This is a genomic window from Micromonospora sp. NPDC005163 (genome assembly GCF_053599835.1).
This window is the reverse complement of the sequence record NZ_JBSFYP010000035.1, coordinates 38,493-60,131: the sequence shown is the minus strand read 5'-3', so window position 1 is coordinate 60,131 and position 21,639 is coordinate 38,493. Positions and strand designations below refer to the sequence as shown.

At 67.8% G+C, this 21,639-nt stretch carries 34 protein-coding genes; all 34 read right to left on the bottom strand.

What is annotated here, in order from left to right:
• Positions 1–25 precede the first annotated feature (25 nt).
• The 34 genes from rplQ to fusA all read right to left on the bottom strand — a co-directional run bounded on the left by rplQ (position 26) and on the right by fusA (position 21,609).
• A complete protein-coding gene (rplQ, locus tag ACWD6N_RS23150; RefSeq protein WP_121677729.1) occupies positions 26–586 on the bottom strand; it encodes a 50S ribosomal protein L17 in 561 nt (186 codons plus the stop codon).
• 34 nt (positions 587–620) lie between these two features.
• A complete protein-coding gene (locus ACWD6N_RS23145) occupies positions 621–1,643 on the bottom strand; it encodes a DNA-directed RNA polymerase subunit alpha (RefSeq protein ID WP_354964788.1) in 1,023 nt (340 codons plus the stop codon).
• 99 nt (positions 1,644–1,742) lie between these two features.
• Positions 1,743–2,369, bottom strand: coding sequence for a 30S ribosomal protein S4 (gene rpsD / locus ACWD6N_RS23140; RefSeq protein WP_089018952.1), 627 nt, complete (start codon positions 2,367–2,369; stop codon positions 1,743–1,745).
• 13 nt (positions 2,370–2,382) lie between these two features.
• Entirely contained in the window at positions 2,383–2,790 is a 408-nt protein-coding gene (gene rpsK, locus ACWD6N_RS23135; RefSeq protein ID WP_007073011.1) for a 30S ribosomal protein S11, read from the bottom strand.
• An 87-nt stretch (positions 2,791–2,877) separates the two neighbouring features.
• Positions 2,878–3,258 (bottom strand): 30S ribosomal protein S13, encoded by a 381-nt coding sequence (gene rpsM, locus ACWD6N_RS23130; protein WP_007465236.1) that lies wholly within the window; start codon positions 3,256–3,258, stop codon positions 2,878–2,880.
• 263 nt (positions 3,259–3,521) lie between these two features.
• Positions 3,522–3,635 (bottom strand): 50S ribosomal protein L36, encoded by a 114-nt coding sequence (gene rpmJ, locus ACWD6N_RS23125; protein WP_012184307.1) that lies wholly within the window; start codon positions 3,633–3,635, stop codon positions 3,522–3,524.
• A gap of 91 nt (positions 3,636–3,726) precedes the next feature.
• Positions 3,727–3,948, bottom strand: coding sequence for a translation initiation factor IF-1 (gene infA, locus ACWD6N_RS23120; RefSeq protein ID WP_007073013.1), 222 nt, complete (start codon positions 3,946–3,948; stop codon positions 3,727–3,729).
• Between the two features lie 303 nt (positions 3,949–4,251).
• Positions 4,252–4,833: a DUF1707 SHOCT-like domain-containing protein gene (locus ACWD6N_RS23115; protein WP_354964789.1), complete on the bottom strand. Its 582-nt coding sequence runs from the start codon at positions 4,831–4,833 to the stop codon at positions 4,252–4,254.
• 100 nt (positions 4,834–4,933) lie between these two features.
• Positions 4,934–5,785 (bottom strand): type I methionyl aminopeptidase, encoded by an 852-nt coding sequence (gene map / locus ACWD6N_RS23110; RefSeq protein WP_354964790.1) that lies wholly within the window; start codon positions 5,783–5,785, stop codon positions 4,934–4,936.
• An 87-nt stretch (positions 5,786–5,872) separates the two neighbouring features.
• Entirely contained in the window at positions 5,873–6,526 is a 654-nt protein-coding gene (locus ACWD6N_RS23105; RefSeq protein WP_007465256.1) for an adenylate kinase, read from the bottom strand.
• A complete protein-coding gene (gene secY / locus ACWD6N_RS23100) occupies positions 6,527–7,855 on the bottom strand; it encodes a preprotein translocase subunit SecY (protein ID WP_354964791.1) in 1,329 nt (442 codons plus the stop codon).
• 233 nt (positions 7,856–8,088) lie between these two features.
• Entirely contained in the window at positions 8,089–8,532 is a 444-nt protein-coding gene (rplO, locus tag ACWD6N_RS23095; RefSeq protein WP_030329906.1) for a 50S ribosomal protein L15, read from the bottom strand.
• Positions 8,532–8,714 (bottom strand): 50S ribosomal protein L30, encoded by a 183-nt coding sequence (gene rpmD, locus ACWD6N_RS23090; RefSeq protein ID WP_030329904.1) that lies wholly within the window; start codon positions 8,712–8,714, stop codon positions 8,532–8,534. Before rpmD ends, rplO begins: the two co-directional genes overlap by 1 nt.
• Positions 8,714–9,328 carry a 30S ribosomal protein S5 gene (gene rpsE / locus ACWD6N_RS23085; protein WP_354964792.1) on the bottom strand — a complete coding sequence of 205 codons (615 nt, stop codon included), beginning with the start codon at positions 9,326–9,328 and terminating at the stop codon, positions 8,714–8,716. The genes rpmD and rpsE overlap by 1 nt, the downstream gene beginning before the upstream one ends.
• A 33-nt stretch (positions 9,329–9,361) precedes the next feature.
• Complete coding sequence (rplR, locus tag ACWD6N_RS23080) at positions 9,362–9,751, bottom strand: 50S ribosomal protein L18 (protein WP_354964793.1); 390 nt, start codon at positions 9,749–9,751, stop codon at positions 9,362–9,364.
• The gene (gene rplF, locus ACWD6N_RS23075; RefSeq protein WP_074314591.1) at positions 9,748–10,290 is read right to left on the bottom strand and encodes a 50S ribosomal protein L6; all 543 of its coding nucleotides are present in this window, start codon (positions 10,288–10,290) and stop codon (positions 9,748–9,750) included. Before rplF ends, rplR begins: the two co-directional genes overlap by 4 nt.
• A 16-nt stretch (positions 10,291–10,306) precedes the next feature.
• The gene (rpsH, locus tag ACWD6N_RS23070; protein WP_007465270.1) at positions 10,307–10,714 is read right to left on the bottom strand and encodes a 30S ribosomal protein S8; all 408 of its coding nucleotides are present in this window, start codon (positions 10,712–10,714) and stop codon (positions 10,307–10,309) included.
• Positions 10,715–10,830: 116 nt separating this feature from the next.
• Positions 10,831–11,016, bottom strand: a complete 186-nt coding sequence (locus ACWD6N_RS23065; protein WP_074314593.1) for a type Z 30S ribosomal protein S14 — start codon at positions 11,014–11,016, stop codon at positions 10,831–10,833.
• A gap of 1 nt (position 11,017) precedes the next feature.
• Complete coding sequence (rplE, locus tag ACWD6N_RS23060; RefSeq protein ID WP_074314595.1) at positions 11,018–11,584, bottom strand: 50S ribosomal protein L5; 567 nt, start codon at positions 11,582–11,584, stop codon at positions 11,018–11,020.
• A complete protein-coding gene (gene rplX, locus ACWD6N_RS23055) occupies positions 11,584–11,904 on the bottom strand; it encodes a 50S ribosomal protein L24 (RefSeq protein WP_007465276.1) in 321 nt (106 codons plus the stop codon). Before rplX ends, rplE begins: the two co-directional genes overlap by 1 nt.
• A complete protein-coding gene (gene rplN / locus ACWD6N_RS23050; RefSeq protein ID WP_015619002.1) occupies positions 11,901–12,269 on the bottom strand; it encodes a 50S ribosomal protein L14 in 369 nt (122 codons plus the stop codon). Before rplN ends, rplX begins: the two co-directional genes overlap by 4 nt.
• A 98-nt stretch (positions 12,270–12,367) precedes the next feature.
• Positions 12,368–12,646, bottom strand: a complete 279-nt coding sequence (gene rpsQ / locus ACWD6N_RS23045; RefSeq protein WP_089018945.1) for a 30S ribosomal protein S17 — start codon at positions 12,644–12,646, stop codon at positions 12,368–12,370.
• Positions 12,643–12,879 carry a 50S ribosomal protein L29 gene (rpmC, locus tag ACWD6N_RS23040; protein ID WP_007465283.1) on the bottom strand — a complete coding sequence of 79 codons (237 nt, stop codon included), beginning with the start codon at positions 12,877–12,879 and terminating at the stop codon, positions 12,643–12,645. The genes rpsQ and rpmC overlap by 4 nt, the downstream gene beginning before the upstream one ends.
• Positions 12,879–13,304 (bottom strand): 50S ribosomal protein L16, encoded by a 426-nt coding sequence (gene rplP / locus ACWD6N_RS23035; RefSeq protein WP_007465292.1) that lies wholly within the window; start codon positions 13,302–13,304, stop codon positions 12,879–12,881. The genes rpmC and rplP overlap by 1 nt, the downstream gene beginning before the upstream one ends.
• 3 nt (positions 13,305–13,307) lie before the next feature.
• Complete coding sequence (gene rpsC / locus ACWD6N_RS23030) at positions 13,308–14,177, bottom strand: 30S ribosomal protein S3 (protein ID WP_007465294.1); 870 nt, start codon at positions 14,175–14,177, stop codon at positions 13,308–13,310.
• Entirely contained in the window at positions 14,177–14,635 is a 459-nt protein-coding gene (rplV, locus tag ACWD6N_RS23025; protein ID WP_007465297.1) for a 50S ribosomal protein L22, read from the bottom strand. The genes rpsC and rplV overlap by 1 nt, the downstream gene beginning before the upstream one ends.
• A gap of 41 nt (positions 14,636–14,676) precedes the next feature.
• Complete coding sequence (gene rpsS, locus ACWD6N_RS23020) at positions 14,677–14,958, bottom strand: 30S ribosomal protein S19 (RefSeq protein WP_007465299.1); 282 nt, start codon at positions 14,956–14,958, stop codon at positions 14,677–14,679.
• A gap of 12 nt (positions 14,959–14,970) precedes the next feature.
• Positions 14,971–15,810 carry a 50S ribosomal protein L2 gene (rplB, locus tag ACWD6N_RS23015; protein ID WP_088950237.1) on the bottom strand — a complete coding sequence of 280 codons (840 nt, stop codon included), beginning with the start codon at positions 15,808–15,810 and terminating at the stop codon, positions 14,971–14,973.
• A 12-nt stretch (positions 15,811–15,822) separates the two neighbouring features.
• Positions 15,823–16,125, bottom strand: a complete 303-nt coding sequence (gene rplW, locus ACWD6N_RS23010) for a 50S ribosomal protein L23 (RefSeq protein ID WP_007465304.1) — start codon at positions 16,123–16,125, stop codon at positions 15,823–15,825.
• Positions 16,122–16,772: a 50S ribosomal protein L4 gene (rplD, locus tag ACWD6N_RS23005; RefSeq protein WP_053653946.1), complete on the bottom strand. Its 651-nt coding sequence runs from the start codon at positions 16,770–16,772 to the stop codon at positions 16,122–16,124. The genes rplW and rplD overlap by 4 nt, the downstream gene beginning before the upstream one ends.
• Complete coding sequence (gene rplC, locus ACWD6N_RS23000; RefSeq protein ID WP_354964795.1) at positions 16,769–17,434, bottom strand: 50S ribosomal protein L3; 666 nt, start codon at positions 17,432–17,434, stop codon at positions 16,769–16,771. The genes rplD and rplC overlap by 4 nt, the downstream gene beginning before the upstream one ends.
• 11 nt (positions 17,435–17,445) lie before the next feature.
• Positions 17,446–17,754: a 30S ribosomal protein S10 gene (rpsJ, locus tag ACWD6N_RS22995; RefSeq protein WP_007073037.1), complete on the bottom strand. Its 309-nt coding sequence runs from the start codon at positions 17,752–17,754 to the stop codon at positions 17,446–17,448.
• 351 nt (positions 17,755–18,105) lie between these two features.
• Complete coding sequence (gene tuf / locus ACWD6N_RS22990) at positions 18,106–19,299, bottom strand: elongation factor Tu (protein ID WP_354964796.1); 1,194 nt, start codon at positions 19,297–19,299, stop codon at positions 18,106–18,108.
• Between the two features lie 213 nt (positions 19,300–19,512).
• A complete protein-coding gene (gene fusA / locus ACWD6N_RS22985) occupies positions 19,513–21,609 on the bottom strand; it encodes an elongation factor G (protein WP_387324576.1) in 2,097 nt (698 codons plus the stop codon).
• Positions 21,610–21,639 lie beyond the last annotated feature (30 nt).

The window sequence follows — 21,639 nt, the reverse complement described above, 5'->3', positions numbered from 1 at the left end:
TGCCGGGCCCGAACGATGCCCGAGATCAGGCCTTGTTCTCCTCGGTGGCGAGGTCGCTGTCCTCGCGCGCCTCGGCGGTGTCGCCGGACGCCGAGACCGGCGGCTCCGCGTCCTGGTCGGAGTTCTCCGACCGCGGGGCCTCCTCCGCCGGGGCGAGCGCCTCGACCTTGTCCTGCTGCGCGGCCTTGCGGGCGGCGGTCTTCTTGTTCGCCTTCGGCTCGGCGACCTGAAGCTCCTCCACCAGCTCGATGACCACCATCGGCGCGTTGTCACCCTTGCGCGGACCGGTCTTCACGATCCGGGTGTAGCCGCCGGGGCGGTTGGCGTACCGGGGCGCGATCTGGTCGAACAGGGCGTAGACGACGTCCTTGTCCTTGACGACGCCCAGCACCCGCCGCCGCGCGGCCAGGTCACCGCGCTTGGCCTTGGTGATGAGCTGCTCGGCCAGCGGACGCAGCCGCCGGGCCTTCGTCTCGGTGGTCTTGATCTTGCCGTGCTGGAACAGCGCGGTGGCCAGGTTGGCCAGCATCAGCCGCTCGTGCGCGGGGCTGCCGCCGAGGCGGGGGCCCTTGGTGGGCGTGGGCATGCTTGGTGCTCCTCAGTTGTGGCGGCAGCGCGGACTAGAGCTGCTCGGTCTCGCGGTAGTCCTCGGTGTCGTAGTCGGCCTCGCCGAAGGTGTCCACGACGTGCGCCGGGTCGAAGTTCGGGGCCGAATCCTTCAGCCCCAGACCCATCCCGGCGAGCTTCATCTTGACCTCGTCGATCGACTTCTGACCGAAGTTGCGGATGTCGAGGAGGTCGGCCTCGGTACGCCCGATGAGCTCACCAACGGTGTTGATGCCCTCGCGCTTGAGGCAGTTGTAGGAGCGGACGGTGAGGTCCAGCTCCTCGATCGGCAGGGCGAGGTCCGCCGCCAGCTGGGCGTCCTGCGGGGACGGCCCGATGTCGATACCCTCGGCGGTCTCGTCCAGCTCCCGGGCCAGACCGAACAGCTCCACCAGCGTCGAACCGGCGGAGGCCAGCGCGGTACGCGGGCCCATCGACGGCTTGGTCTCGACGTCGATGATCAGCCGGTCGAAGTCGGTGCGCTGCTCGACGCGGGTCGCCTCGACGCGGTAGGTCACCTTCAGCACCGGCGAGTAGATCGAGTCGACCGGGATACGGCCGATCTCGGCGCCGGACTGCTTGTTCTGCGCCGCCGTCACGTAGCCCCGGCCCCGCTCGACGGTCAGCTCCATGTCGAGCCGGCCCTTGCCGTTGAGGGTGGCGAGCTTCAGATCCGGGTTGTGCACCGAGACGCCGGCCGGGGGCTGGATGTCACCCGCGGTCACGTCGCCCGGGCCCTGCTTGCGCAGGTACATGCTGACCGGCTCGTCGTGCTCGGAGCTGACGCACAGCTCCTTGATGTTCATGACGAGCTCGACCACGTCCTCCTTGACACCGGGGATGGTGGTGAACTCGTGCAGCACGCCGTCGATCTTGATCGAGGTGACCGCCGCACCCGGGATCGACGACAGCAGCGTGCGCCGCAGCGAGTTGCCCAGGGTGTAGCCGAAGCCCGGCTCCAGCGGCTCGATGGCGAACCGCGACCGGGTCTCGTTGATCGACTCCTCGGAGAGGGAGGGTCGCTGGCTGATGAGCATGTTTTCTCTTCTCTTCCGGGACGCCCGCTATTTGACGCCCACGACACAAACTGTTCCGGTGGCCCGCCCTGGAGGGCGGGCCACCGCAACGAGCTCCGACTACTTGGAGTAGAGCTCGACGATCAGCTGCTCCTGGACCTGCGTGTCGATGACCTGCCGGGCCGGGAGGGAGTGCACCAGGATCTTCATCTGGCTGGGAATGGCCTCGAGCCACGCCGGCACGGCCCGCGAACCGGCCTGAGCCTGCGCCACGATGAACGGGGTGAGCTCCTTGCTCTTGCCCCGAACCTCGATGATGTCGTGCTCCTTGACGCGGTACGACGGGATGTCGACCTTCTTGCCGTTCACCGTGAAGTGACCGTGCTTGACCAGCTGGCGGGCCATGTCCCGCGAGTGGGCGTAGCCGGCCCGGTAAACGACGTTGTCAAGCCGCGACTCGAGGATCTGCAGGAGGACCTCACCGGTCTTGGCCTGCTTGCCAACGGCTTCCTCGTAGTAACCGCGGAACTGCTTCTCCAGCACGCCGTAGACACGGCGGGCCTTCTGCTTCTCACGGAGCTGGAGCAGGTACTCCGTCTCCTTGGTGCGGCCGCGGCCGTGCTGCCCGGGCGGGAACGGCCGGGACTCGAACGGGCACTTCGGACCATCGCACTTGCTGCCCTTGAGGAACAGCTTCATCTTCTCCCGCCGGCAACGGCGGCAGTCAGCACCGGTGTAACGAGCCATCTCTCTCTACCTCTCAGACCCGGCGACGCTTCGGCGGACGGCATCCGTTGTGCGGCTGCGGGGTGACGTCGGAGATCTGCCCGACCTCGAGGCCCACGGCCTGCAGCGAACGGATGGCGGTCTCCCGGCCGGAGCCGGGGCCCTTGACGAACACGTCGACCTTGCGCATGCCGTGCTCCATGGCCCGACGCGCGGCGGCCTCGGCGGCCAGCTGCGCGGCGAACGGAGTCGACTTGCGGGAGCCCTTGAAGCCAACCTGGCCCGCGGAGGCCCAGGAGATGACCGCACCGGTCGGGTCCGTGATGGACACGATGGTGTTGTTGAAGGTGCTCTTGATGTGCGCCTGCCCGTGGGCGACGTTCTTGCGTTCCTTGCGCCGGACCTTCTTTACAGCGGCTCCGGCACGAGCCTTCGGTGGCATAAGTCTGTGCGCTCCTAGTTGACTTTCCGGACTGGGTTGCGGCCTGGCCCACCTCGGCGGCGGCCGACCCCGTCATCCGGTTAAGAACTACTTCTTGCCGGGCTTCTTCTTGCCGGCGACGGTCCGCTTCGGGCCCTTGCGGGTCCGCGCGTTGGTCTTGGTCCGCTGGCCACGCACGGGCAGGCCCCGGCGGTGCCGGATGCCGGCGTAGCAGCCGATCTCAACCTTGCGGCGGATGTCAGCGGCGACCTCGCGGCGCAGGTCGCCTTCAACCTTGTAGTTGCCCTCGATGTGGTCGCGGAGCTGCACGAGCTCCTCGTCCGTGAGGTCCCGAGCGCGCTTGTCCGGCGAGATGCCGGTGGCGGCGAGTGTCTCCAGGGCGCGAGTGCGACCGACCCCGAAGATGTAGGTGAGCGCGATCTCCATCCGCTTCTCGCGGGGGAGATCCACGCCGACTAGACGTGCCATGTGCGGGCGTACTCCTCATGATGTGTGGCGGAGGTGTGGACCCGTCCCACCCCGCTACCGGCCGTCCCGACTTTCCGACGCTGTCAGCGTCGGCGACCGGGATCGGTCGCTGCCCAAGCGGGCCCCGGCCTCCGACCGGGGGTCAGCCACGCAGGAGTACGTCTCGCGTACCGCTCGTGGCTGGGACGAGCATGTGTGTTGTGTGTCGCTGGGGATCTACCTGGGCCAACGCCACCCGGCCGCTTCCGGCCGGATGGGCTGAATCAGCCCTGGCGCTGCTTGTGGCGCGGGTCGGTGCAGATGACCATGACCCGGCCGTGCCGGCGGATCACCCGGCACTTGTTGCAGATCCTCTTGACGCTCGGCTTGACCTTCACGGTTGCCTTACTTCCCATCTGGCCCGGGGACGCGCGCAGCGCGAGACCGGACGTCGAAGACGGACACGGGACTTCCCGGCCGCCGTCAGGACTACTTGTAGCGGTAGACGATGCGCCCGCGGGTCAGGTCGTACGGCGAGAGTTCGACGACGACCCGGTCCTCCGGCAGGATGCGGATGTAGTGCTGCCGCATCTTGCCGCTGATGTGAGCCAGCACCTTGTGGCCGTTCGCGAGCTCCACCCGGAACATGGCGTTCGGCAGGGGCTCGATGACCCGACCCTCGATCTCAATGGCTCCGTCTTTTTTCGGCATGTCCTCCGCTGTCCTGACGTCGATTGCTCCGGGCGGCCCACAACGTCTTACACGGGTGTCTGACCAAGATCAGAAAGCCCGCGCCAGCCGCGGCTCCAGCACCCACCGAAGCGCAGGGTGGGCATGCCGGAGTGGACGCTGTGCGCCGATCAGAAAGTGTACGCCGGCCTGCGGGCGGTCGCCAAACCGGCCACCCACCGCGCCGCCGGGTCGAGCGGCGCTCCCCCGTCCGGGACCCCGATGATCTCCGTCCGAGCAACGCCGGGGCGTCGCGCCGGATCGGCTCCGCCCCCTGCCCGCGGGTCAGCCGGCCGGTCGGGGGTCGTCCCGTTCGTCCCGTGCACCGGCGCGCAACTCCCGCCGCCGCCTCCGCTTCGCGCGCCTGCGCTCCCGCACGATCGCCTGGCGCCGGGGCTCTCCCCCGGCCAGCCCGGTGACCGTGCGGATCACCAGCACCGCGCCCCACGGCCCGGCCACCCAGGCCGGCCAGAAGTAGAGCAGGTCGCGGCTGAGCAGCGAGGTCACCGCCCAGATGGTCACCACGATGGCGACCACCTTCAGATACGGAAACCACACCTCGGCCAACCAGCGAGCGGCGACGCCCCGGTCCCCGGCCGGGGCGGGCGAGGGCTCCGCACCGCCCTCCAGCGGCCCGGCAGCCGGTGCGGTGACCGGCGCCAGCGTCGAGCGCTCCGGCGGCGCCACCGGCGGCAGATCGGTGAGCAGGGCGTCCAGTTCGGCGTACGTGCGGGCGGCGTAGGCCCGCTGCAACCGCTCGTCGTACTCGTGCAGGTCCAGTCGGCCCTCACCGAGGGCCACCCGCAACCGTTCGGCCACCGCCTCACGATCCGCGTCCGCCGCTCGCATCCCGTCCCGCCCGTCCATGCCGGCAAGCATGCCACCGTCACGCCAACGGCGTCCCACCCGGCCGACCCCCTTGATCCACCCGGGTCGGCCCATGGAGGGGCTGCGGCGCCCCAGGGGGTCAGGACGCGGTCGAGGCCGCCGACTGCCGCGCGGTGACCAGGTCGCCCAGTCGGGCACGGCCGCCATCGAACGCGGTGAGCACCCAGACTCCGTCCGGCAGCAACGCCATCGAGTGCTCGACGTGCGCCGCCACCGAGCTGTCCCGGGTGACCACCGTCCACCCGTCGGCCAGCTCGACCGTACGCGGCGACGCCATGGTGATCATCGGCTCGATGGCCAGCGCCATGCCCGGGACCAGCCGCGGGCCCTTGCCCGGCCGGCCGTGGTTGAGCACGTGCGGGTCCTGGTGCATCTCCGTGCCGATACCGTGCCCGCCGTAGCCGTCGACGATGCCGTACCGGCCACCCTTGCGGACCGCGGTCTCGACCGCGTGCGAGATGTCGGTGAGCCGCCCCTTGCCGCTGGCTGCCCCGCGTGCGGCGGCCGCGATGCCGGCCCACATCGCGTCCTCGGCCACGTCGGCCATCTTGAGCAGCGCCGGGTCGACGTCACCGACGCCGACGGTGATCGCGGAGTCACCATGCCACCCGTTCAGCACCGCACCGCAGTCGATCGAGATCAGATCGCCGTCCCGCAGCACCTGCTTCGGCGAGGGGATGGCGTGCACGATCTGCTCGTTGACCGAGGAGCAGATCGACGCGGGGAAGCCGTGGTAACCCTTGAACGACGGGACGCCACCCGCCTCGCGGATCGTCGACTCGGCGATGGCATCCAGGTCGGCGGTGCTGACGCCGGGCGCCACGGCCTCGCGCATCCGGCGCAGCGCCTCGGCCACCACCAGCCCGGCGGCGCGCATCTTCTCGATCTGGTCAGGGGTCTTCAGCTGGATGTCCAGCTGGGGACGACGCATGGACCGATTACCTTTCGTTGCCGATCAGCGGGGCACGTCGCACGTACCCCGCTGATCGCACTCTATCCGCCGTGGCCCGGCCGGACCTCAGCCGCCGTACGACCGCAGCGCGTCTATGGCCCGGGTGGTGACGTCCTCCACCGGGCCGGTGGCGTCGATCCCGACGAGCTTGCCCTGGGCGCCGTAGTAGTCGACCAGTGGAGCGGTCTTCTCGCTGTATTCCCGCAGCCGCGTGGCGATGGTCTCCGGCTTGTCGTCGTCGCGCTGGAACAGCTCGGCGCCGCACCGGTCACAGATGCCGGGCCGGGTGGTGGCGTCGAACTCGACGTGCCAGATCTTGCCGCAGCCCCGGCAGGTCCGCCGGCCGGAGAGCCGCCGGATCACCTCGTCGTCGTCGACCACCAGCTCCAGGACCAGGTCCAGTGCGGTGCCCAGGTCGGCGAGGAGCTTGTCCAGCGCGGCGGCCTGCGGAGTGGTCCGCGGGAAGCCGTCGAGCAGGAACCCCTCGCTGGCGTCGGGCTCCGCCAGCCGGTCCCGGACCATGTTGATGGTGACCTCGTCCGGAACCAGCTCGCCAGCGTCCATGTAACGCTTCGCCTCGACACCGAGCGGCGTGCCCTGGGTGACGTTCGACCGGAAGATGTCCCCGGTCGAGATCTTGGGCACCGACAGGTGCGCGGCCACGAACTCGGCCTGCGTGCCCTTGCCCGCGCCCGGCGGGCCAACCAGAACGAGTCTCATCTACCGCAGGAACCCTTCGTAGTTCCGCTGCATGAGTTGGCTCTCGATCTGCTTCACGGTCTCCAGACCGACGCCGACCATGATGAGCACAGCGGTGCCGCCGAACGGGAAGTTCTGGTACTGCTGGTTGTCCAGCCAGATGAAGAAGAAGTTCGGCAGGATCGAGATCACGCCGAGGTAGAGCGCGCCCGGCAGGGTGATCCGGCTGAGGATGAAGTCCAGGTAGTCGGCCGTCGGCTTGCCCGGGCGGATGCCCGGCACGAACCCGCCGTACTTCTTCATGTTGTCCGCGACCTCGGTCGGGTTGAACGTGATCGAGACGTAGAAGTACGTGAAGAAGATGATCAGCAGGAAGTAGACCGCGATGTAGATCGGGCTGCTCGGGTTGACCAGGTTGTTCTGGATCCAGGCCTGGGTCTTGCCCGGGTCGGTCTGGTCGAAGAACTGCAGGGCCAGCTGCGGCAGGTAGAGCAGCGACGAGCCGAAGATGACCGGGATGACACCGGCCTGGTTGACCTTGAGCGGGATGTAGGTCGAGGTGCCGCCGTACATCCGCCGGCCGATCATCCGCTTGGCGTACTGCACCGGGATGCGGCGCTGCGCCTGCTCGATGAAGGTGACCGCGGTGATGACCACCAGGACCAGCGCGATGACCAGGGCGAACATGTCCCAGCCCTTGCTGGTCTTGATCTGCCAGCCCTCGCTGGGCAGCCGCGCGGCGATCGAGGTGAAGATCAGGACGGACATGCCGTTGCCGACGCCCCGGTCGGTGATCAGCTCACCGAGCCACATGACCATGCCGGTGCCGGCGGTCATGGTCATCACCAGGATGGCCAGGGTCAGCCAGTCCGGGATGCCGGTGCCGGTGGGGATGATCGGGAACTGGTCGCAGCGGTTCTGGAAGAGCTGGCCCGAGCGGGCCAGCGCCACGAACGCCGAGGCCTGCAGCACACCGAGACCCAGGGTCAGGTACCGCGTGTACTGGGTGATCTTCGCCTGGCCGGCCTGGCCCTCCTTGCGGAGCTGCTCCAGACGCGGAATCACGACGGTCAGCAGCTGCAGGATGATCGACGCGGTGATGTAGGGCATGATGCCCAGCGCGAAGACCGAGAGCTGTAGCAGCGCTCCGCCGGAGAAGAGGTTGAGAAGGTTCACCACCCCGGTGGTGTCACCCTGGATGGTGTCGAGGCACTTCTGCACGTTGCCGTACGAGACGCCCGGGCTGGGCAGCGTTGCACCCAGCCGGTAGACCGCGATGATGCCTACTGTGAACAGCAGCTTCTTGCGCAGGTCAGGCGTACGGAACGCACTGAGAAAGGCGGACAGCAACTTCTTCCTCCTGCGCGAGGCGGGCCGCCGGTGATCCCTGGCGGGTCGGGGTGGATCCCGGGCGAGCGCCCGGAATCCATGGCTGGGATGGGACTCTAACAGCCCCATCCCGGTCCGGGCAGATGTGCCCGGCTACATAAACCGATTCCGATATTACCGGGCGCATACGCCCCAGGCAGACCATGGCGCCCGCCAGTTGGTCACAACTGGACGGGCGCCATGGGTCGTACGCCTTACAGCTCGGTGACGGAGCCACCGGCGGCGGCGATCTTCTCCTTGGCCGACGCACTGAACGCGTGCGCCGACACCTGGAGCGCCACTCCGCCGAGGTCGCCGGTGCCGAGGACCTTGACCGGGTGACCCTTGCGGACCGCGCCGGACTCGACCAGCTCCAGCGGGCCGACCTGGCCGCCGTTCGGGAACAGCTCGGCGAGCCGGTCCAGGTTGACCACCTGGAAGACCACCTTGAACTTGTTCTTGAAGCCCTTCATCTTCGGCAGGCGCATGTGGATGGGCATCTGCCCACCCTCGAACGCCGCCGAGATGTTCTTGCGGGCCTTGGAGCCCTTGGTACCGCGACCAGCGGTCTTGCCCTTGGAACCCTCACCGCGACCCACACGGGTCTTCGCGGTCTTGGAACCGGGCGCCGGGCGCAGGTGGTGCACCTTGATCGTCATTACTCGACCTCCTCGACCTTCACGAGGTGGTTCACAGTGAAGATCATGCCGCGGATCTCGGGCCGGTCCTCCTTGACCACCACGTCGTTGATCCGCTTGAGGCCGAGCGAACGCAGCGAGTCACGCTGGTTCTGCTTGGTCCCGATGCCGGATCGGAGCTGGGTGACCTTCAGACGTGCCATCAGTGCGCCACCCCCGCACGCGACGCCAGCATGGCGGCCGGCGCGACGTCCTCCACCGGCAGGCCACGACGTGCCGCGACCTGCTCGGGGGACTCAAGCCCCTTCAGGGCCGCCACGGTGGCGTGCACGATGTTGATCGGGTTCGACGAGCCGAGGCTCTTCGAGAGCACGTCGTGGATACCGGCGCACTCCAGCACGGCGCGCACCGGACCACCGGCGATGACACCCGTACCGGCCGAGGCCGGCTTGAGCAGCACCACACCAGCGGCGTCCTCACCCGTCACCGGGTGCGGGATCGACTTGCCGATCCGCGGGACCTTGAAGAAGTGCTTCTTGGCCTCCTCGACACCCTTGGCGATCGCCGCGGGCACCTCCTTGGCCTTTCCGTAGCCCACGCCGACCGTGCCGTCGCCGTCACCAACGATCACCAGGGCGGTGAAGCTGAAGCGACGACCACCCTTCACGACCTTGGCGACGCGGTTGATCGCGACGACCCGCTCGAGGTGCGGGGTCTTCTCGACGGGCGCGTTTCCGCGGCCGCCCTCACGGCGGTTGTCGCGGCGACCACCCTCGTTGCCACCGGACCCGCCGCCACGGCGCTGTTGACCTGGCATCAGCAGCCTTCCTTATCTCTCGTGACGGGGTTGTTAGAACTCGAGCCCGGCTTCGCGGGCAGCGTCGGCAAGCGCGGCGACTCGCCCCGCGTACCGGTTGCCACCGCGGTCGAAGACGACCTTGGAGACGCCGGCGGCCTTGGCCCGCTCGGCGAGCAGCGCGCCCACCTTGCCGGCGAGGGCGCTCTTGTCGCCCTCGGCACCGCGCAGCGAGGCGTCCAGGCTCGACGCCGACACCAGGGTGTGACCCTTGGTGTCGTCGACGATCTGGGCGACCATGTGCCGCAGCGAACGGGTGACGACCAGGCGCGGACGCTCGGCCGTACCGCTGACGTTCTTGCGGACGCGGAAGTGCCGACGCGCACGCCCAACGGCGCGCTTGGCGGCGACACCGCGGCGGCGCTTGAGCAGCGTGGCGCTCACTTCTTACCTGCCTTTCCGGCCTTGCGGCGGATGACCTCGCCCTGGTACTTGACACCCTTGCCCTTGTAGGGCTCCGGCGGGCGGATCTTCCGGATGTTGGCGGCGACCTCACCGACCTGCTGCTTGTCGATGCCGGCCACGTGGAACAGGGTCGGCCGCTCCACCGTGAAGGTGATGCCCGCCGGTGCGGGAACCAGCACCGGGTGCGAGAACCCGAGCGCGAACTCGAGGTCCGTGCCCTTGGCGGTGACCCGGTAACCGGTGCCGGCGATCTCCAGGCTCTTGCGGTAGCCCTCGGTCACGCCGACGATCATGTTGGCTACCAGCGTACGGCTCAGGCCGTGCAGTTCCTTGGCCTTGCGCTCGTCGTTGGGGCGGTTGACGCTCAGCTGCCCGTCCTCGGCCCGCTCGATCGTGATCGGCTCGGCGAGGGTGTGCTGGAGCTGGCCCTTCGGGCCCTTGACCTTGACGGTCTGCCCGTCGATCGTGATGTCGACGCCGGCTGGTACCGGGATCGACTTACGTCCAATTCGCGACATTTCTACCTGTCTCCCGTTACCAGACGAAGGCGAGGACTTCCCCGCCAACACTCCGCTTGCGGGCCTGCCGGTCGGTGAGCAGCCCCTGGGACGTCGAAATGATCGCCACGCCCAGCCCACCGAGCACCCGGGGGAGCCCGTCCGACTTGGCGTACACCCGGAGACCGGGCTTGGACACGCGCTTGATGCCGGCCAGGCTCCGCTCGCGGTTCTGGCCGTACTTCAGCTCGACGACCAGTCGCTTGCCGACGGCACCCTCCTCGGGCTCCTCGACCGACCAGGTGGCGATGTAACCCTCGGCCTTCAGGACCTCGGCGATGTTCGCCTTGATCTTGGAGTAGGGCATCTTCACCTGATCGTGGTACGCCTGGTTGGCGTTACGCAGACGCGTGAGCATGTCTGCGATCGGGTCGGTCATCGTCATGGATTTCGTCAGCCTTTCTCGCCGGGGTTCCCGGGGCATCGGCCCCGGGCCTACGGCGAAGAGCAATACCTAATCGGTGCAGGAGTTCCCGGCCGACAGCCGGGACGCGGTCGCCCTTACCAGGAAGCCTTGGACACACCCGGCAGCTCACCGCGGTGGGCCATCTCCCGGAGGCACACCCGGCAGAGCCCGAACTTGCGGTAGACCGCCTTCGGGCGCCCGCACCGCTGGCACCGGGTGTACGCGCGAACCGAGAACTTCGGCTTCGCGGCCGCCTTGATGATCAGCGCCTTCTTGGCCATCTCAGTTCTCCTTGAACGGGAAGCCCAGGAGCTTGAGCAGCGCCCGGCCCTCGTCGTCGGTCGTGGCGGTGGTGACCACCGTGATGTCCATGCCCCGCTGGCGATCGATCCGGTCCTGGTCGATCTCGTGGAACACCGACTGCTCGGTCAGACCGAACGTGTAGTTGCCGTGCCCGTCGAGCTTGCGCCCGTCCAGACCGCGGAAGTCGCGGATACGCGGCAGCGCGATGGACAGCAGCCGGTCCAGGAACTCCCACATCCGGTCACCGCGAAGGGTCACCTTCGCGCCGATCGGCATGCCCTCGCGGAGCTTGAACTGCGCGATGGACTTGGTCGCCCGCCGCACCTGCGGCTTCTGGCCGGTGATCGTGGCGAGGTCGCGGACCGCGCCGTCGATCAGCTTGGCGTCGCGAGCAGCCTCGCCGACACCCATGTTGACGACGATCTTGACCAGCCGCGGCACCTGCATGGGGTTGCCGTAGCTGTGCTGCTCACGCAGCTGGGCCACGATCTCGTTGCGGTACCGCTCCTTGAGGCGCGGCATGGTCTTTTCGGTAGCCGTGGTCATCACAGGTCCTTACCGGTGCTACGCGCGATGCGGACCTTCTGGCCGTTGTCGTCGATCCGGTAACCGACGCGCGTCGGCTTGCCGTCGGAGTCCAGGACCTGCACGTTCGAGACGTGGATCGGGGCCTCCTGGGTGACGATGCCGCCGGTCTTGGCGCCACGCTGGGTGGTGCTGATGCGGGTGTGCTTCTTGACCCGGTTCACGCCCTCGACCAGGACCTTGTCCTGCCGCGGGTAGGCCGCAATGACCTTGCCCTTGGCACCCTTGTCCTTGCCGGCGATGACGACGACCGTGTCGCCCTTCTTGACCTTCACGGTCACAACACCTCCGGCGCGAGGGAAATAATCTTCATGAACCGCTTGTCCCGCAGCTCCCGGCCCACCGGGCCGAAGATGCGGGTACCGCGCGGGTCCCCGCCGTCCTTGATGATGACGGCGGCGTTCTCGTCGAAGCGGATGTATGAGCCGTCCGGCCGCCGCTTCTCCTTGGCCGTGCGGACGATGACCGCCTTGACGACGTCGCCCTTCTTCACACCGGCACCCGGGATCGCGTCCTTGACGGTGGCCACGATGACGTCGCCGATGCTCGCGTAGCGCCGACCGGAGCCACCGAGAACCCGGATGCACAGGATCTCCCGAGCACCCGTGTTGTCGGCGACGCGCAGTCGCGACTCCTGCTGAATCACGTCTATCTCCTATGTCTGCCGGTTCTCCGGCCGCCGAGGACGGCCGGAGCCTGGCGGAACCAACGCCCGACGCAACGCCGGGCGAGCTCGAGCCTTCGCTACTTGGCCTTTTCCAGGATCTCCACGATCCGCCAACGCTTGGTGGCGCTCAGCGGCCGGGTCTCCATGATCAGGACCCGGTCGCCGGTGCCGGCAGCGTTCTGCTCGTCGTGGACCTTCAGCTTGCTCGTCCGGCGCATGATCTTGCCGTACAGCGCGTGCCGAACCCGGTCCTCGACCTCGACCACGACGGTCTTGTCCATCTTGTCGCTCACCACGAGGCCCTCACGGACCTTGCGGCGAGCCCGCACGGTGGCGGTCGTGTTCTCGTCGGTCATGATGCAGTCACCTCAGTCGGCGCGGCCGAGAGCCCCAGCTCACGCTCACGCATGATCGTGTAGATCCGGGCGATCTCCCGACGGATGACCTGCAGCCGCCGGTTGTTGTCCAGCTGCCCGGTTGCGGCCTGCACGCGGAGGTTGAACAGCTCCGCCTTGGCCTCCCGCAGCTTCGTGACCAGCTCCTCTTCGGAGAGCTCACGCAGCTCGGTCGCCTTAACGCCCGCTGCCATCAGGATTCACCCACTTCGCGCGTAACAATGCGGCACTTCATCGGGAGCTTGTGGATCGCGCGACGCATGGCCTCTCGCGCGATCTGCTCGTTGGGGAAGGACATCTCGAAGAGAACCCGCCCCGGCTTGACGTTGGCGACCCACCACTCGGGCGAGCCCTTACCGGAACCCATCCGGGTCTCGGCAGGCTTCTTGGTGAGGGCCTGGTCCGGGAAGATCGTGATCCAGACCTTGCCACCACGCTTGATGTGACGGGTCATCGCGATACGCGCCGACTCGATCTGGCGGTTGGTCACGTACGCCGGCTCGAGAGCCTGGATCCCGAACTCGCCGAACACCACCCGGTTACCACCCTTGGACGCGCCACTGCGGTCCGGGTGGTGCGGCTTGCGGAAGCCCTTCGGGGGCTTGCGCGGCATCAGCATCTGTCAGCCCTCCTGCTGCGTTTCTGCCGGAGCAGCCGCGGCGGCGACAGCTGCGCTGTCCACCGGCTCGCCGCTCGGCGTCTCGGCCTGCTGCGCGATGGTGGTCGCAGCAGCACGGCCAGCCTCGGTGCCACCAGCCGTCGTGCCGGACGAACCCGACCGGCCACGGCGCGGACGCTCGGGACGGTCGCCGCGCTCACCACGACGCGGGCGGGACGGACCGGCCTCGGCCGGAGCCTCCCGGCCCGGGACGGCGTCGCCCTTGTAGATCCAGACCTTCACACCGATCCGACCGAACGTGGTACGGGCCTCGAAGAAGCCGTACTCGATGTTGGCCCGCAGCGTGTGCAGCGGAACCCGGCCCTCACGGTAGAACTCGGTCCGGCTCATCTCGGCGCCGCCGAGGCGACCCGAGACCTGAACACGGATGCCCTTGCAGACCGGGTTCTTCATCGCCGACTGCATGGCCTTGCGCATCGCCCGACGGAAGCTGACCCGGCTGGACAGCTGCTCGGCCACGCCCTGCGCGACGAGCTGAGCGTCCGACTCGGGGTTCTTCACCTCGATGATGTTCAGCTGCACCTGCTTGCCGGTGAGCTTCTCGAGCTCGCCGCGGATCCGGTCGGCCTCCGCACCCTTACGGCCGATGACGATGCCCGGCCGGGCGGTGTGGATGTCGACCCGGACCCGGTCGCGGGTGCGCTCGATGTCGACCTTGGAGATGCCGGCGCGCTCGAGGCCCTTGGACATCATCCGGCGGATCTTGACATCCTCGCCGATGTAGTCCTTGTAGAGCTTGTCCGCGAACCAGCGGGACTTCCAGTCGGTCGAGATGCCGAGCCGGAACCCAGTGGGGTGAACCTTCTGACCCATTACTCGGCGTCCTCCGTCTTGCTCTGCGCTTCGGCCGGTGCGGCCTCCGTGGCCGGGGCGGCCTTCTTCGCCGCGGCCTTCCTCGGCGCTGCCGGCGCGACCGCTTCGACCGCCACGGTGATGTGGCAGGTGCGCTTGCGGATCCGGTACGCCCGGCCCTGCGCCCGCGGCTGGAACCGCTTCATCGTCGGGCCCTCGTCCACGAACGCCTCGCTCACGAGCAGCGCGTCGGGGTCCAGCCGCTCGTTGTTCTCCGCGTTGGCGATCGCGCTAGCGAGCACCTTGTACACCTGCTCGCTCGCAGCCTGCGGCGCGAACTGCAGCACCGTGAGAGCCTCCTTCGCGGGCAGGCCGCGGACGAGGTTGACCACCCGGCGCGCCTTCATCGGCGAGATGCGCACGTGCCGCGCAACCGCCCGCGCGCCCGGAAGCACCGGAGCGTCGCCCTTTCCTGGCATCGCTGTAACCCCTTGTTCCCTCTATCCGTATGCCCGCGGCGTCAGCGCCGACGGCTCTTCCGGTCGTCCTTCTCGTGACCCTTGAACGTGCGGGTCAGCGCGAACTCGCCGAGCTTGTGCCCGACCATCGCCTCGGTCACGAACACCGGGACGTGCTTGCGTCCGTCGTGCACCGCGATCGTGTGCCCGAGCATCTCCGGGATGATCGTCGAGCGCCGCGACCAGGTCTTGATCACGTTCTTGGAGCCCTTGTCGTTCTGAACTTCCACCTTCTTGAGCAGGTGGTCGTCTACGAACGGGCCCTTCTTCAGGCTGCGAGGCATGTCTTATCTCCCTCAGCCGCGCTTACGCGTGGCGTAGCGACGGCGGACGATCAGCCGGTCACTCGGCTGGCCCTTACGGCGGGTGCGGCCCTCGGGCTTACCCTGCGGGTTGACCGGGTGGCGACCACCGGAGGTCTTACCCTCACCACCACCGTGCGGGTGGTCGACCGGGTTCATGGCGACACCACGGACGGTCGGGCGCTTGCCCTTCCACCGCATCCGGCCGGCCTTGCCCCAGTTGATGTTCGACTGATCGGCGTTGCCGATCTCGCCGACGCTGGCGCGGCAACGCACGTCCACCCGCCGGATCTCGCCGGACGGCATACGCAGGGTCGCGTACGCGCCCTCACGGCCGAGCAGCTGGATGCCCACGCCGGCGGAACGGGCCAGCTTGGCCCCGCCACCCGGACGCAGCTCCACGTTGTGGATGGTGGTACCGACCGGGATGTTGCGCAGCGGCAGGTTGTTACCCGGCTTGATGTCGGCGCCCGGGCCGGACTCGACGCGGTCGCCCTGCTTCATGTCCTTCGGCGCGATGATGTACCGCTTCTCGCCGTCGGCGTAGTGCAGCAGCGCGATGCGCGCGGTGCGGTTCGGGTCGTACTCGATGTGAGCGACCTTCGCCGGCACGCCGTCCTTGTCGACCCGCTTGAAGTCGATCAGACGGTACTGGCGCTTGTGACCGCCACCGTGGTGCCGCGTGGTGATCCGGCCGTGGGCGTTACGCCCGCCCTTCTTCGGCAGCGGAGCCAGCAGCGACTTCTCCGGCGTGGACCGGGTGATCTCGGCGAAGTCGGCGACACTGGAACCACGTCGGCCCGGCGTCGTCGGCTTGTACTTACGGATAGCCATTGTCTACACCCCTCAGCTGACCGGGCCGCCGAAGGCCTCGATGCGGTCACCGTCAGCCAGCTTCACGATCGCCCGCTTGGTCGCCTTGCGCTGACCGAAGCCGGTCTTGGTGCGCTTGCGCTTACCCTGGCGGTTGAGCGTGTTGACCGTCAGGACGCGGACGTTGAAGATCTGCTGGATAGCGATCTTGATCTCGGTCTTGTTCGCGTCCGGGTGCACCAGGAAGGTGTACCAGTTCCGGTTCAGCTCGCTGTAGCTCTTCTCCGAGACGACCGGCGCCACGATGATGTCGCGCGGGTCGGCGATCGTGCTCACTTGCCACCCTCCTCGGTGGTCTCGGCGGGCACGCCCAGGAACTCGTCCAGGGCGTCCTTGGTGAAGACCACATCGTCGGCCACCAGCACGTCATACGTGTTGAGCTGGCCGGACTCGATCAGGTGCACCCGCGGCTCGTTGCGCAGCGACACCCAGTTCAGTTCGTCGGTGCTGCTCAGCACGACCAGGACCCGACGGGCCTCGGTGAGCTTGGTCAGCGTGGCAAGGGCCGCCTTGGTCGACGGCTTCTCGCCCGAGACGAACGCCTCGACGACATGCACCTGCCCGGCGCGGGCCCGGTCGGAGAGGGCACCCCGCAGCGCGGCGGCCTTCATCTTCTTCGGGGTCCGCTGGCTGTAGTCGCGCGGCACGGGACCGTGCACCACGCCACCGCCGGCGAACTGCGGCGCGCGGATCGAGCCCTGCCGGGCGCGACCGGTGCCCTTCTGCTTGTACGGCTTCTTGCCGCCACCGGCGACCTCGCCGCGGGTCTTGGTCTTGTGCGTGCCCTGTCGGGCCGCCGCGAGCTGGGCCACCACGACCTGGTGCATCAGCGCGACGTTGGCCTGCACGTCGAAGATGTCAGCCGGCAGCTCGACGGAGCCGCTGGTGCTGCCTTCGACGGTGCGCACGTCAACGGTGGTCACTTGGCCGCACCGCCCTTCTTCACCTTGCTCTTGGCCGCGGTACGGACCAGAACCAGCGCGCCCTTGGGACCAGGGATGGCACCCCGGACGAGCAGCAGGTTGTTCTCGGTGTCGACCGCCTGGACGGTGAGGTTCTGCACGGTGTAGCGAACGCCACCCATCCGGCCGGCCATCCGGGTGCCCTTGAAGACACGACCCGGAGTGGCGCAGGCGCCGATGGAGCCGGGCGAGCGGTGCTTCCGCTCGACACCGTGACCGGCACCCAGGCCGTGGAAGCCGTGCCGCTTCATCGGGCCGGCGTAGCCCTTGCCCTTGGTCTTGCCGGTGACGTCGATGGTGACGCCGGCCGGGAACTCCTCGACCGTGACTTCCTGGCCGAGCGAGTATTCCCCAGCGTCCGCGGTGCGCAGCTCGACGATGTGCCGGCGCGGCGCCACGTCCGCCTTGGCGTAGTGGCCGCTGATCGGCTTCTTGACCTTGCGCGGGTCGATGATGCCGTACGCCAGCTGGACCGCGGAGTAACCGTCCTTCTCGGCGCTACGAACCTGGCTGATGACGCACGGGCCGGCCTCGACCACGGTCACGGGAACAACACGGTTGTTCTCCCAGACCTGGGTCATGCCGAGCTTGGCGCCCAGGATCCCCTTGACTTGCCTGTCCATTTGTCCGGTCCCTACAGCTTGATCTCGATGTCGACGCCAGCCGGCAGGTCGAGGCGCATGAGCGAGTCGACCGTCTTCGGGGTCGGGTCGATGATGTCGATCAGCCGCTTGTGCGTGCGCATCTCGAAGTGCTCGCGCGAGTCCTTGTACTTGTGCGGCGAGCGGATAACGCAGAAACGGTTGATCTCCGTGGGCAGCGGCACCGGGCCCGCGACCTGCGCCCCGGTGCGCGTCACCGTCTCGACGATCTTCCGAGCCGAGGAGTCGACGACCTCGTGGTCATAGGCCTTGAGCCGGATGCGGATCTTCTGTCCCGCCATGGTGGCTTCTGTTCCTTCTCTCGATGCCGCTGTGTTGCGGGCGCCTGTGCCGGCTGGCACAGGCCCACTTCGCCGACCCCCGCGGTCGGGCGTGTCGCGCCCTCGGGCCGGGCTCCGCCCTGGGACTCCAGAGCGGTGCTGACCGCGCGGTGGGTCAAGGCGCCGATCGCAATTACCGCGACCTGAACGCCGTGCGAGGGTGGTTGGCGGCGAGGCCGCCAACCACCCTACGCTCGACTGTCCCGTCACCCGGAGGTTCAGCGAGAGCCGAACACAGGCGACGAACTGTCGTTACGCAACCTGACTAGTATGCCGCACGACCGGCGGCGGGTCTAATCGGGGTTACCTAGTTCACTTCATGATCTTGGTGACGAACCCGGCGCCGACGGTGCGGCCGCCCTCGCGGATCGCGAACTTGAGGTTCTCCTCCATGGCGATGGGCTGGATCAGCTTCACCGACATGGTGGTGTTGTCACCCGGCATGACCATCTCGGTGCCCTCGGGGAGAGTGACGACACCGGTGACGTCCGTGGTGCGGAAGTAGAACTGCGGACGGTAGTTCTGGAAGAACGGGGTGTGCCGGCCGCCCTCCTCCTTGGAGAGGATGTAGACCGTCGCCTCGAACTCCGTGTGCGGGGTGTTCGAGCCCGGCTTCACGACGACCATGCCGCGCTCGACCTCGTCGCGCTTGGTGCCACGCAGCAGCAGGCCGACGTTCTCACCTGCGCGGGCGTCGTCCAGGGTCTTCCGGAACATCTCGATCGCGGTGACCTTGGTCTTGAAGCTCTTCTCCCTGATGCCGACGAGCTCAACGTCCTCGTTCGGCAGCAGCACGCCGCGCTCCACCCGCCCGGTGACGACGGTGCCACGACCGGTGATCGTGAACACATCCTCGACGGGCATCAGGAACGGCTTGTCGACATCCCGCTCCGGCTGGGGGATCGAGGTGTCGACCGCGGTCATCAGGTCCAGCAGCTTGCCGGTCCACTCGGGGTCACCCTCGAGGGCCTTCAGCGCCGAGACACGGACGACCGGCAGGTCGTCACCCGGGTACTCCTGCGAGGAGAGCAGCTCGCGCACCTCGAGCTCGACGAGCTCCAGGAGCTCCTCGTCGTCGACCATGTCGCTCTTGTTGAGCGCCACGACGATGTACGGAACGCCAACCTGACGGGCCAGCAGCACGTGCTCGCGGGTCTGCGGCATCGGGCCGTCGGTCGCCGCGACCACCAGGATCGCGCCGTCCATCTGCGCGGCACCGGTGATCATGTTCTTGATGTAGTCCGCGTGGCCGGGGCAGTCGACGTGCGCGTAGTGCCGCGCCTCGGTCTGGTACTCGACGTGCGCGATCGAGATCGTGATGCCGCGGGCCTTCTCCTCCGGCGCCTTGTCGATCTCGTCGAACGGCGTGTAAGGGTTCAGGTCGGGGTACTGGTCGTGCAGGACCTTGGTGATGGCCGCCGTCAGCGTCGTCTTACCGTGGTCGATGTGACCAATGGTGCCGATGTTGACGTGCGGCTTAGTCCGCTCGAACTTCGCCTTCGCCACTGGTGTCCTCCTGTGGACTTCTTGGTTCGTACGCCCGGCGCGCCGGTCGGCGCTTAGGACTCTGTCGACAGCCTTTCCGGCCTGATGGCCGGAGAGCTTTTGTGGGTTCTGCGGCGATGAAGCCTACAGGCCCGGTCTCACGCAACCCGATCGTGGTGGCCGCGGGCGGGTGAACGCTCCCGCGACCGACCACGAATCAGCTGCTCGGGGACGTTACTCGCCCGTTGCCTTGGCGATGATCTCCTTCGCGACGTTCTGCGGAACCTCCGCGTAGGAGTCGAACTGCATGCTGTAGCTAGCCCGGCCCTGGGTCTTCGACCGCAGGTCGCCGACGTAGCCGAACATCTCCGACAACGGCACCAGAGCCCTCACGATGCGGGCGCCACTGCGCTCCTCCATCGCCTGGATCAGGCCGCGGCGGGAGTTGAGGTCGCCGATGACGTCACCCATGTTCTCCTCAGGAGTGGTGACCTCAACGGCCATCATCGGCTCGAGCAACGCCGGGTCGGCCTTGCGGGCCGCGTCCTTCATCACCATCGAGCCTGCGATCTTGAATGCCATTTCCGACGAGTCGACCTCGTGGTACTGGCCGTCCAGCAGGGTCAGCTTCACACCGACCAGCGGGAAGCCGGCAAGGATGCCGTACTGCATGGCGTCCTGCGCGCCCGCGTCCACTGACGGGATGAACTCCCGGGGGATGCGGCCACCGCTAACGGCGTTCGCGAACTCGTAGGTCGGCGAGTCGTTGTCCAGCGGCAGCGGCTCGATGCTCACGATGACCCGCGCGTACTGGCCGGAACCACCGGTCTGCTTCTTGTGGGTGTACTCGACCTTGTCCACCTTGCGGCGGATGGTCTCGCGGTACGCCACCTGCGGCTTGCCGACATTGGCCTCGACGTTGAACTCACGCCGCATCCGGTCGACCAGGATGTCCAGGTGCAGCTCGCCCATGCCGGAGATGACCGTCTGACCGGTCTCCTCGTCCAGCCGGACGCGGAAGGTCGGGTCCTCCTCGGCCAGCCGCTGGATGGCCGCGCCCAGCTTCTCCTGGTCGGACTTGGTCTTCGGCTCGATCGCCACCGAGATGACCGGCTCCGGGAAGGTCATCGACTCCAGGATCACCGGGTTCGCCGGGTCGGAGAGCGTGTCGCCGGTGGTGGTCTGCTTGAGGCCCTGCACCGCGATGATGTCGCCGGCCTGCGCCGACGGACGCTCTTCCCGCTTGTTGGCGTGCATCTGGTAGATCTTGCCGATCCGCTCCTTGCGGTCCTTGGTGGAGTTGACCACCTGGGAGCCGGATTCGAGCAGGCCGGAGTAGACCCGGACGTAGGTGAGCTTGCCCAGGTGCTTGTCTGTCTGGATCTTGAAGGCCAGCCCGGAGAACGGCTCCGACTTGGACGGCTTCCGAATCAGCGGGGTCTCGCCGTCGGTGGCCGTACCCTCGATCGCCGGAACGTCCAGCGGCGACGGCAGGAAGTCGACCACGGCGTCAAGCATCGGCTGGACGCCCTTGTTCTTGAACGCCGAGCCGCAGAGCACCGGGTTGGCCTTGCCGCCGATGGTGGCGCGCCGGATGGCGGCCTTGATCTCCTCGACGGAGACCTCTTCGCCTTCCAGGTACTTCTCCATCACCGTGTCGTCGACGTCGGCCAGGGTCTCCATCAGCTTCTCGCGCCACTCGGCCGCGGAGTCGGCCAGCTCGGCCGGGATCTCCTCGACCGCGTAGTCGTCACCCTTCTGGGTCTCCCCACGCCAGGTGAGCGCGCGCATGCCGATCAGGTCGACGACGCCGATGTGGTCGCCCTCGAGCCCGATCGGGATCTGGAGCACCAGCGGGGTGGCGTTGAGCCGGTCGATCATCATCTGCACGCAGCGGAAGAAGTCGGCGCCGGTCCGGTCGAGCTTGTTGACGAAGCACATCCGCGGGACGTTGTACTTGTCGGCCTGCCGCCAGACGTTCTCCGTCTGCGGCTCCACGCCGGCGACACCGTCGTAGACCGCGACCGCACCATCCAGCACGCGCAGCGACCGCTCGACCTCGACCGTGAAGTCGACGTGGCCAGGCGTGTCGATGATCTGGATCGTGTGGCCCTTCCACTCACACTTGGTAGCAGCGGAGGTGATGGTGATACCACGCTCCTGCTCCTGCTCCATCCAGTCCATGACGGCAGCGCCCTCGTGGACCTCACCGATCTTGTACGTGATGCCGGTGTAGAACAGGATCCGCTCGGTGGTCGTGGTCTTACCGGCATCGATGTGCGCCATGATGCCGATGTTGCGTACGTTGGCGAGCGCGTCTGCGGCGGCCACTTCAATCCCTACTTATCGTCGTCTCGACTC

Coding starts and splice junctions, on each gene's coding strand:
- rplQ (WP_121677729.1), bottom strand. CDS start 586: ATGCCCACGCCCACCAAGGGCCCCCGCCTCGGCGGCAGCCCCGCGCAC.
- ACWD6N_RS23145 (WP_354964788.1), bottom strand. CDS start 1,643: ATGCTCATCAGCCAGCGACCCTCCCTCTCCGAGGAGTCGATCAACGAG.
- rpsD (WP_089018952.1), bottom strand. CDS start 2,369: ATGGCTCGTTACACCGGTGCTGACTGCCGCCGTTGCCGGCGGGAGAAG.
- rpsK (WP_007073011.1), bottom strand. CDS start 2,790: ATGCCACCGAAGGCTCGTGCCGGAGCCGCTGTAAAGAAGGTCCGGCGC.
- rpsM (WP_007465236.1), bottom strand. CDS start 3,258: ATGGCACGTCTAGTCGGCGTGGATCTCCCCCGCGAGAAGCGGATGGAG.
- infA (WP_007073013.1), bottom strand. CDS start 3,948: ATGCCGAAAAAAGACGGAGCCATTGAGATCGAGGGTCGGGTCATCGAG.
- ACWD6N_RS23115 (WP_354964789.1), bottom strand. CDS start 4,833: ATGGACGGGCGGGACGGGATGCGAGCGGCGGACGCGGATCGTGAGGCG.
- map (WP_354964790.1), bottom strand. CDS start 5,785: ATGCGTCGTCCCCAGCTGGACATCCAGCTGAAGACCCCTGACCAGATC.
- ACWD6N_RS23105 (WP_007465256.1), bottom strand. CDS start 6,526: ATGAGACTCGTTCTGGTTGGCCCGCCGGGCGCGGGCAAGGGCACGCAG.
- rplO (WP_030329906.1), bottom strand. CDS start 8,532: ATGACGATCAAGGTGCACCACCTGCGCCCGGCGCCCGGTTCCAAGACC.
- rpmD (WP_030329904.1), bottom strand. CDS start 8,714: ATGGCACGTCTGAAGGTCACCCAGCTCCGATCCGGCATCGGGACCAAG.
- rpsE (WP_354964792.1), bottom strand. CDS start 9,328: ATGCCAGGTCAACAGCGCCGTGGCGGCGGGTCCGGTGGCAACGAGGGT.
- rplF (WP_074314591.1), bottom strand. CDS start 10,290: ATGTCGCGAATTGGACGTAAGTCGATCCCGGTACCAGCCGGCGTCGAC.
- rpsH (WP_007465270.1), bottom strand. CDS start 10,714: ATGACGATGACCGACCCGATCGCAGACATGCTCACGCGTCTGCGTAAC.
- ACWD6N_RS23065 (WP_074314593.1), bottom strand. CDS start 11,016: ATGGCCAAGAAGGCGCTGATCATCAAGGCGGCCGCGAAGCCGAAGTTC.
- rplE (WP_074314595.1), bottom strand. CDS start 11,584: ATGACCACGGCTACCGAAAAGACCATGCCGCGCCTCAAGGAGCGGTAC.
- rpsQ (WP_089018945.1), bottom strand. CDS start 12,646: ATGACCGACGAGAACACGACCGCCACCGTGCGGGCTCGCCGCAAGGTC.
- rpmC (WP_007465283.1), bottom strand. CDS start 12,879: ATGGCAGCGGGCGTTAAGGCGACCGAGCTGCGTGAGCTCTCCGAAGAG.
- rplP (WP_007465292.1), bottom strand. CDS start 13,304: ATGCTGATGCCGCGCAAGCCCCCGAAGGGCTTCCGCAAGCCGCACCAC.
- rpsC (WP_007465294.1), bottom strand. CDS start 14,177: ATGGGTCAGAAGGTTCACCCCACTGGGTTCCGGCTCGGCATCTCGACC.
- rplV (WP_007465297.1), bottom strand. CDS start 14,635: ATGCCAGGAAAGGGCGACGCTCCGGTGCTTCCGGGCGCGCGGGCGGTT.
- rpsS (WP_007465299.1), bottom strand. CDS start 14,958: ATGCCTCGCAGCCTGAAGAAGGGCCCGTTCGTAGACGACCACCTGCTC.
- rplB (WP_088950237.1), bottom strand. CDS start 15,810: ATGGCTATCCGTAAGTACAAGCCGACGACGCCGGGCCGACGTGGTTCC.
- rplC (WP_354964795.1), bottom strand. CDS start 17,434: ATGGACAGGCAAGTCAAGGGGATCCTGGGCGCCAAGCTCGGCATGACC.
- rpsJ (WP_007073037.1), bottom strand. CDS start 17,754: ATGGCGGGACAGAAGATCCGCATCCGGCTCAAGGCCTATGACCACGAG.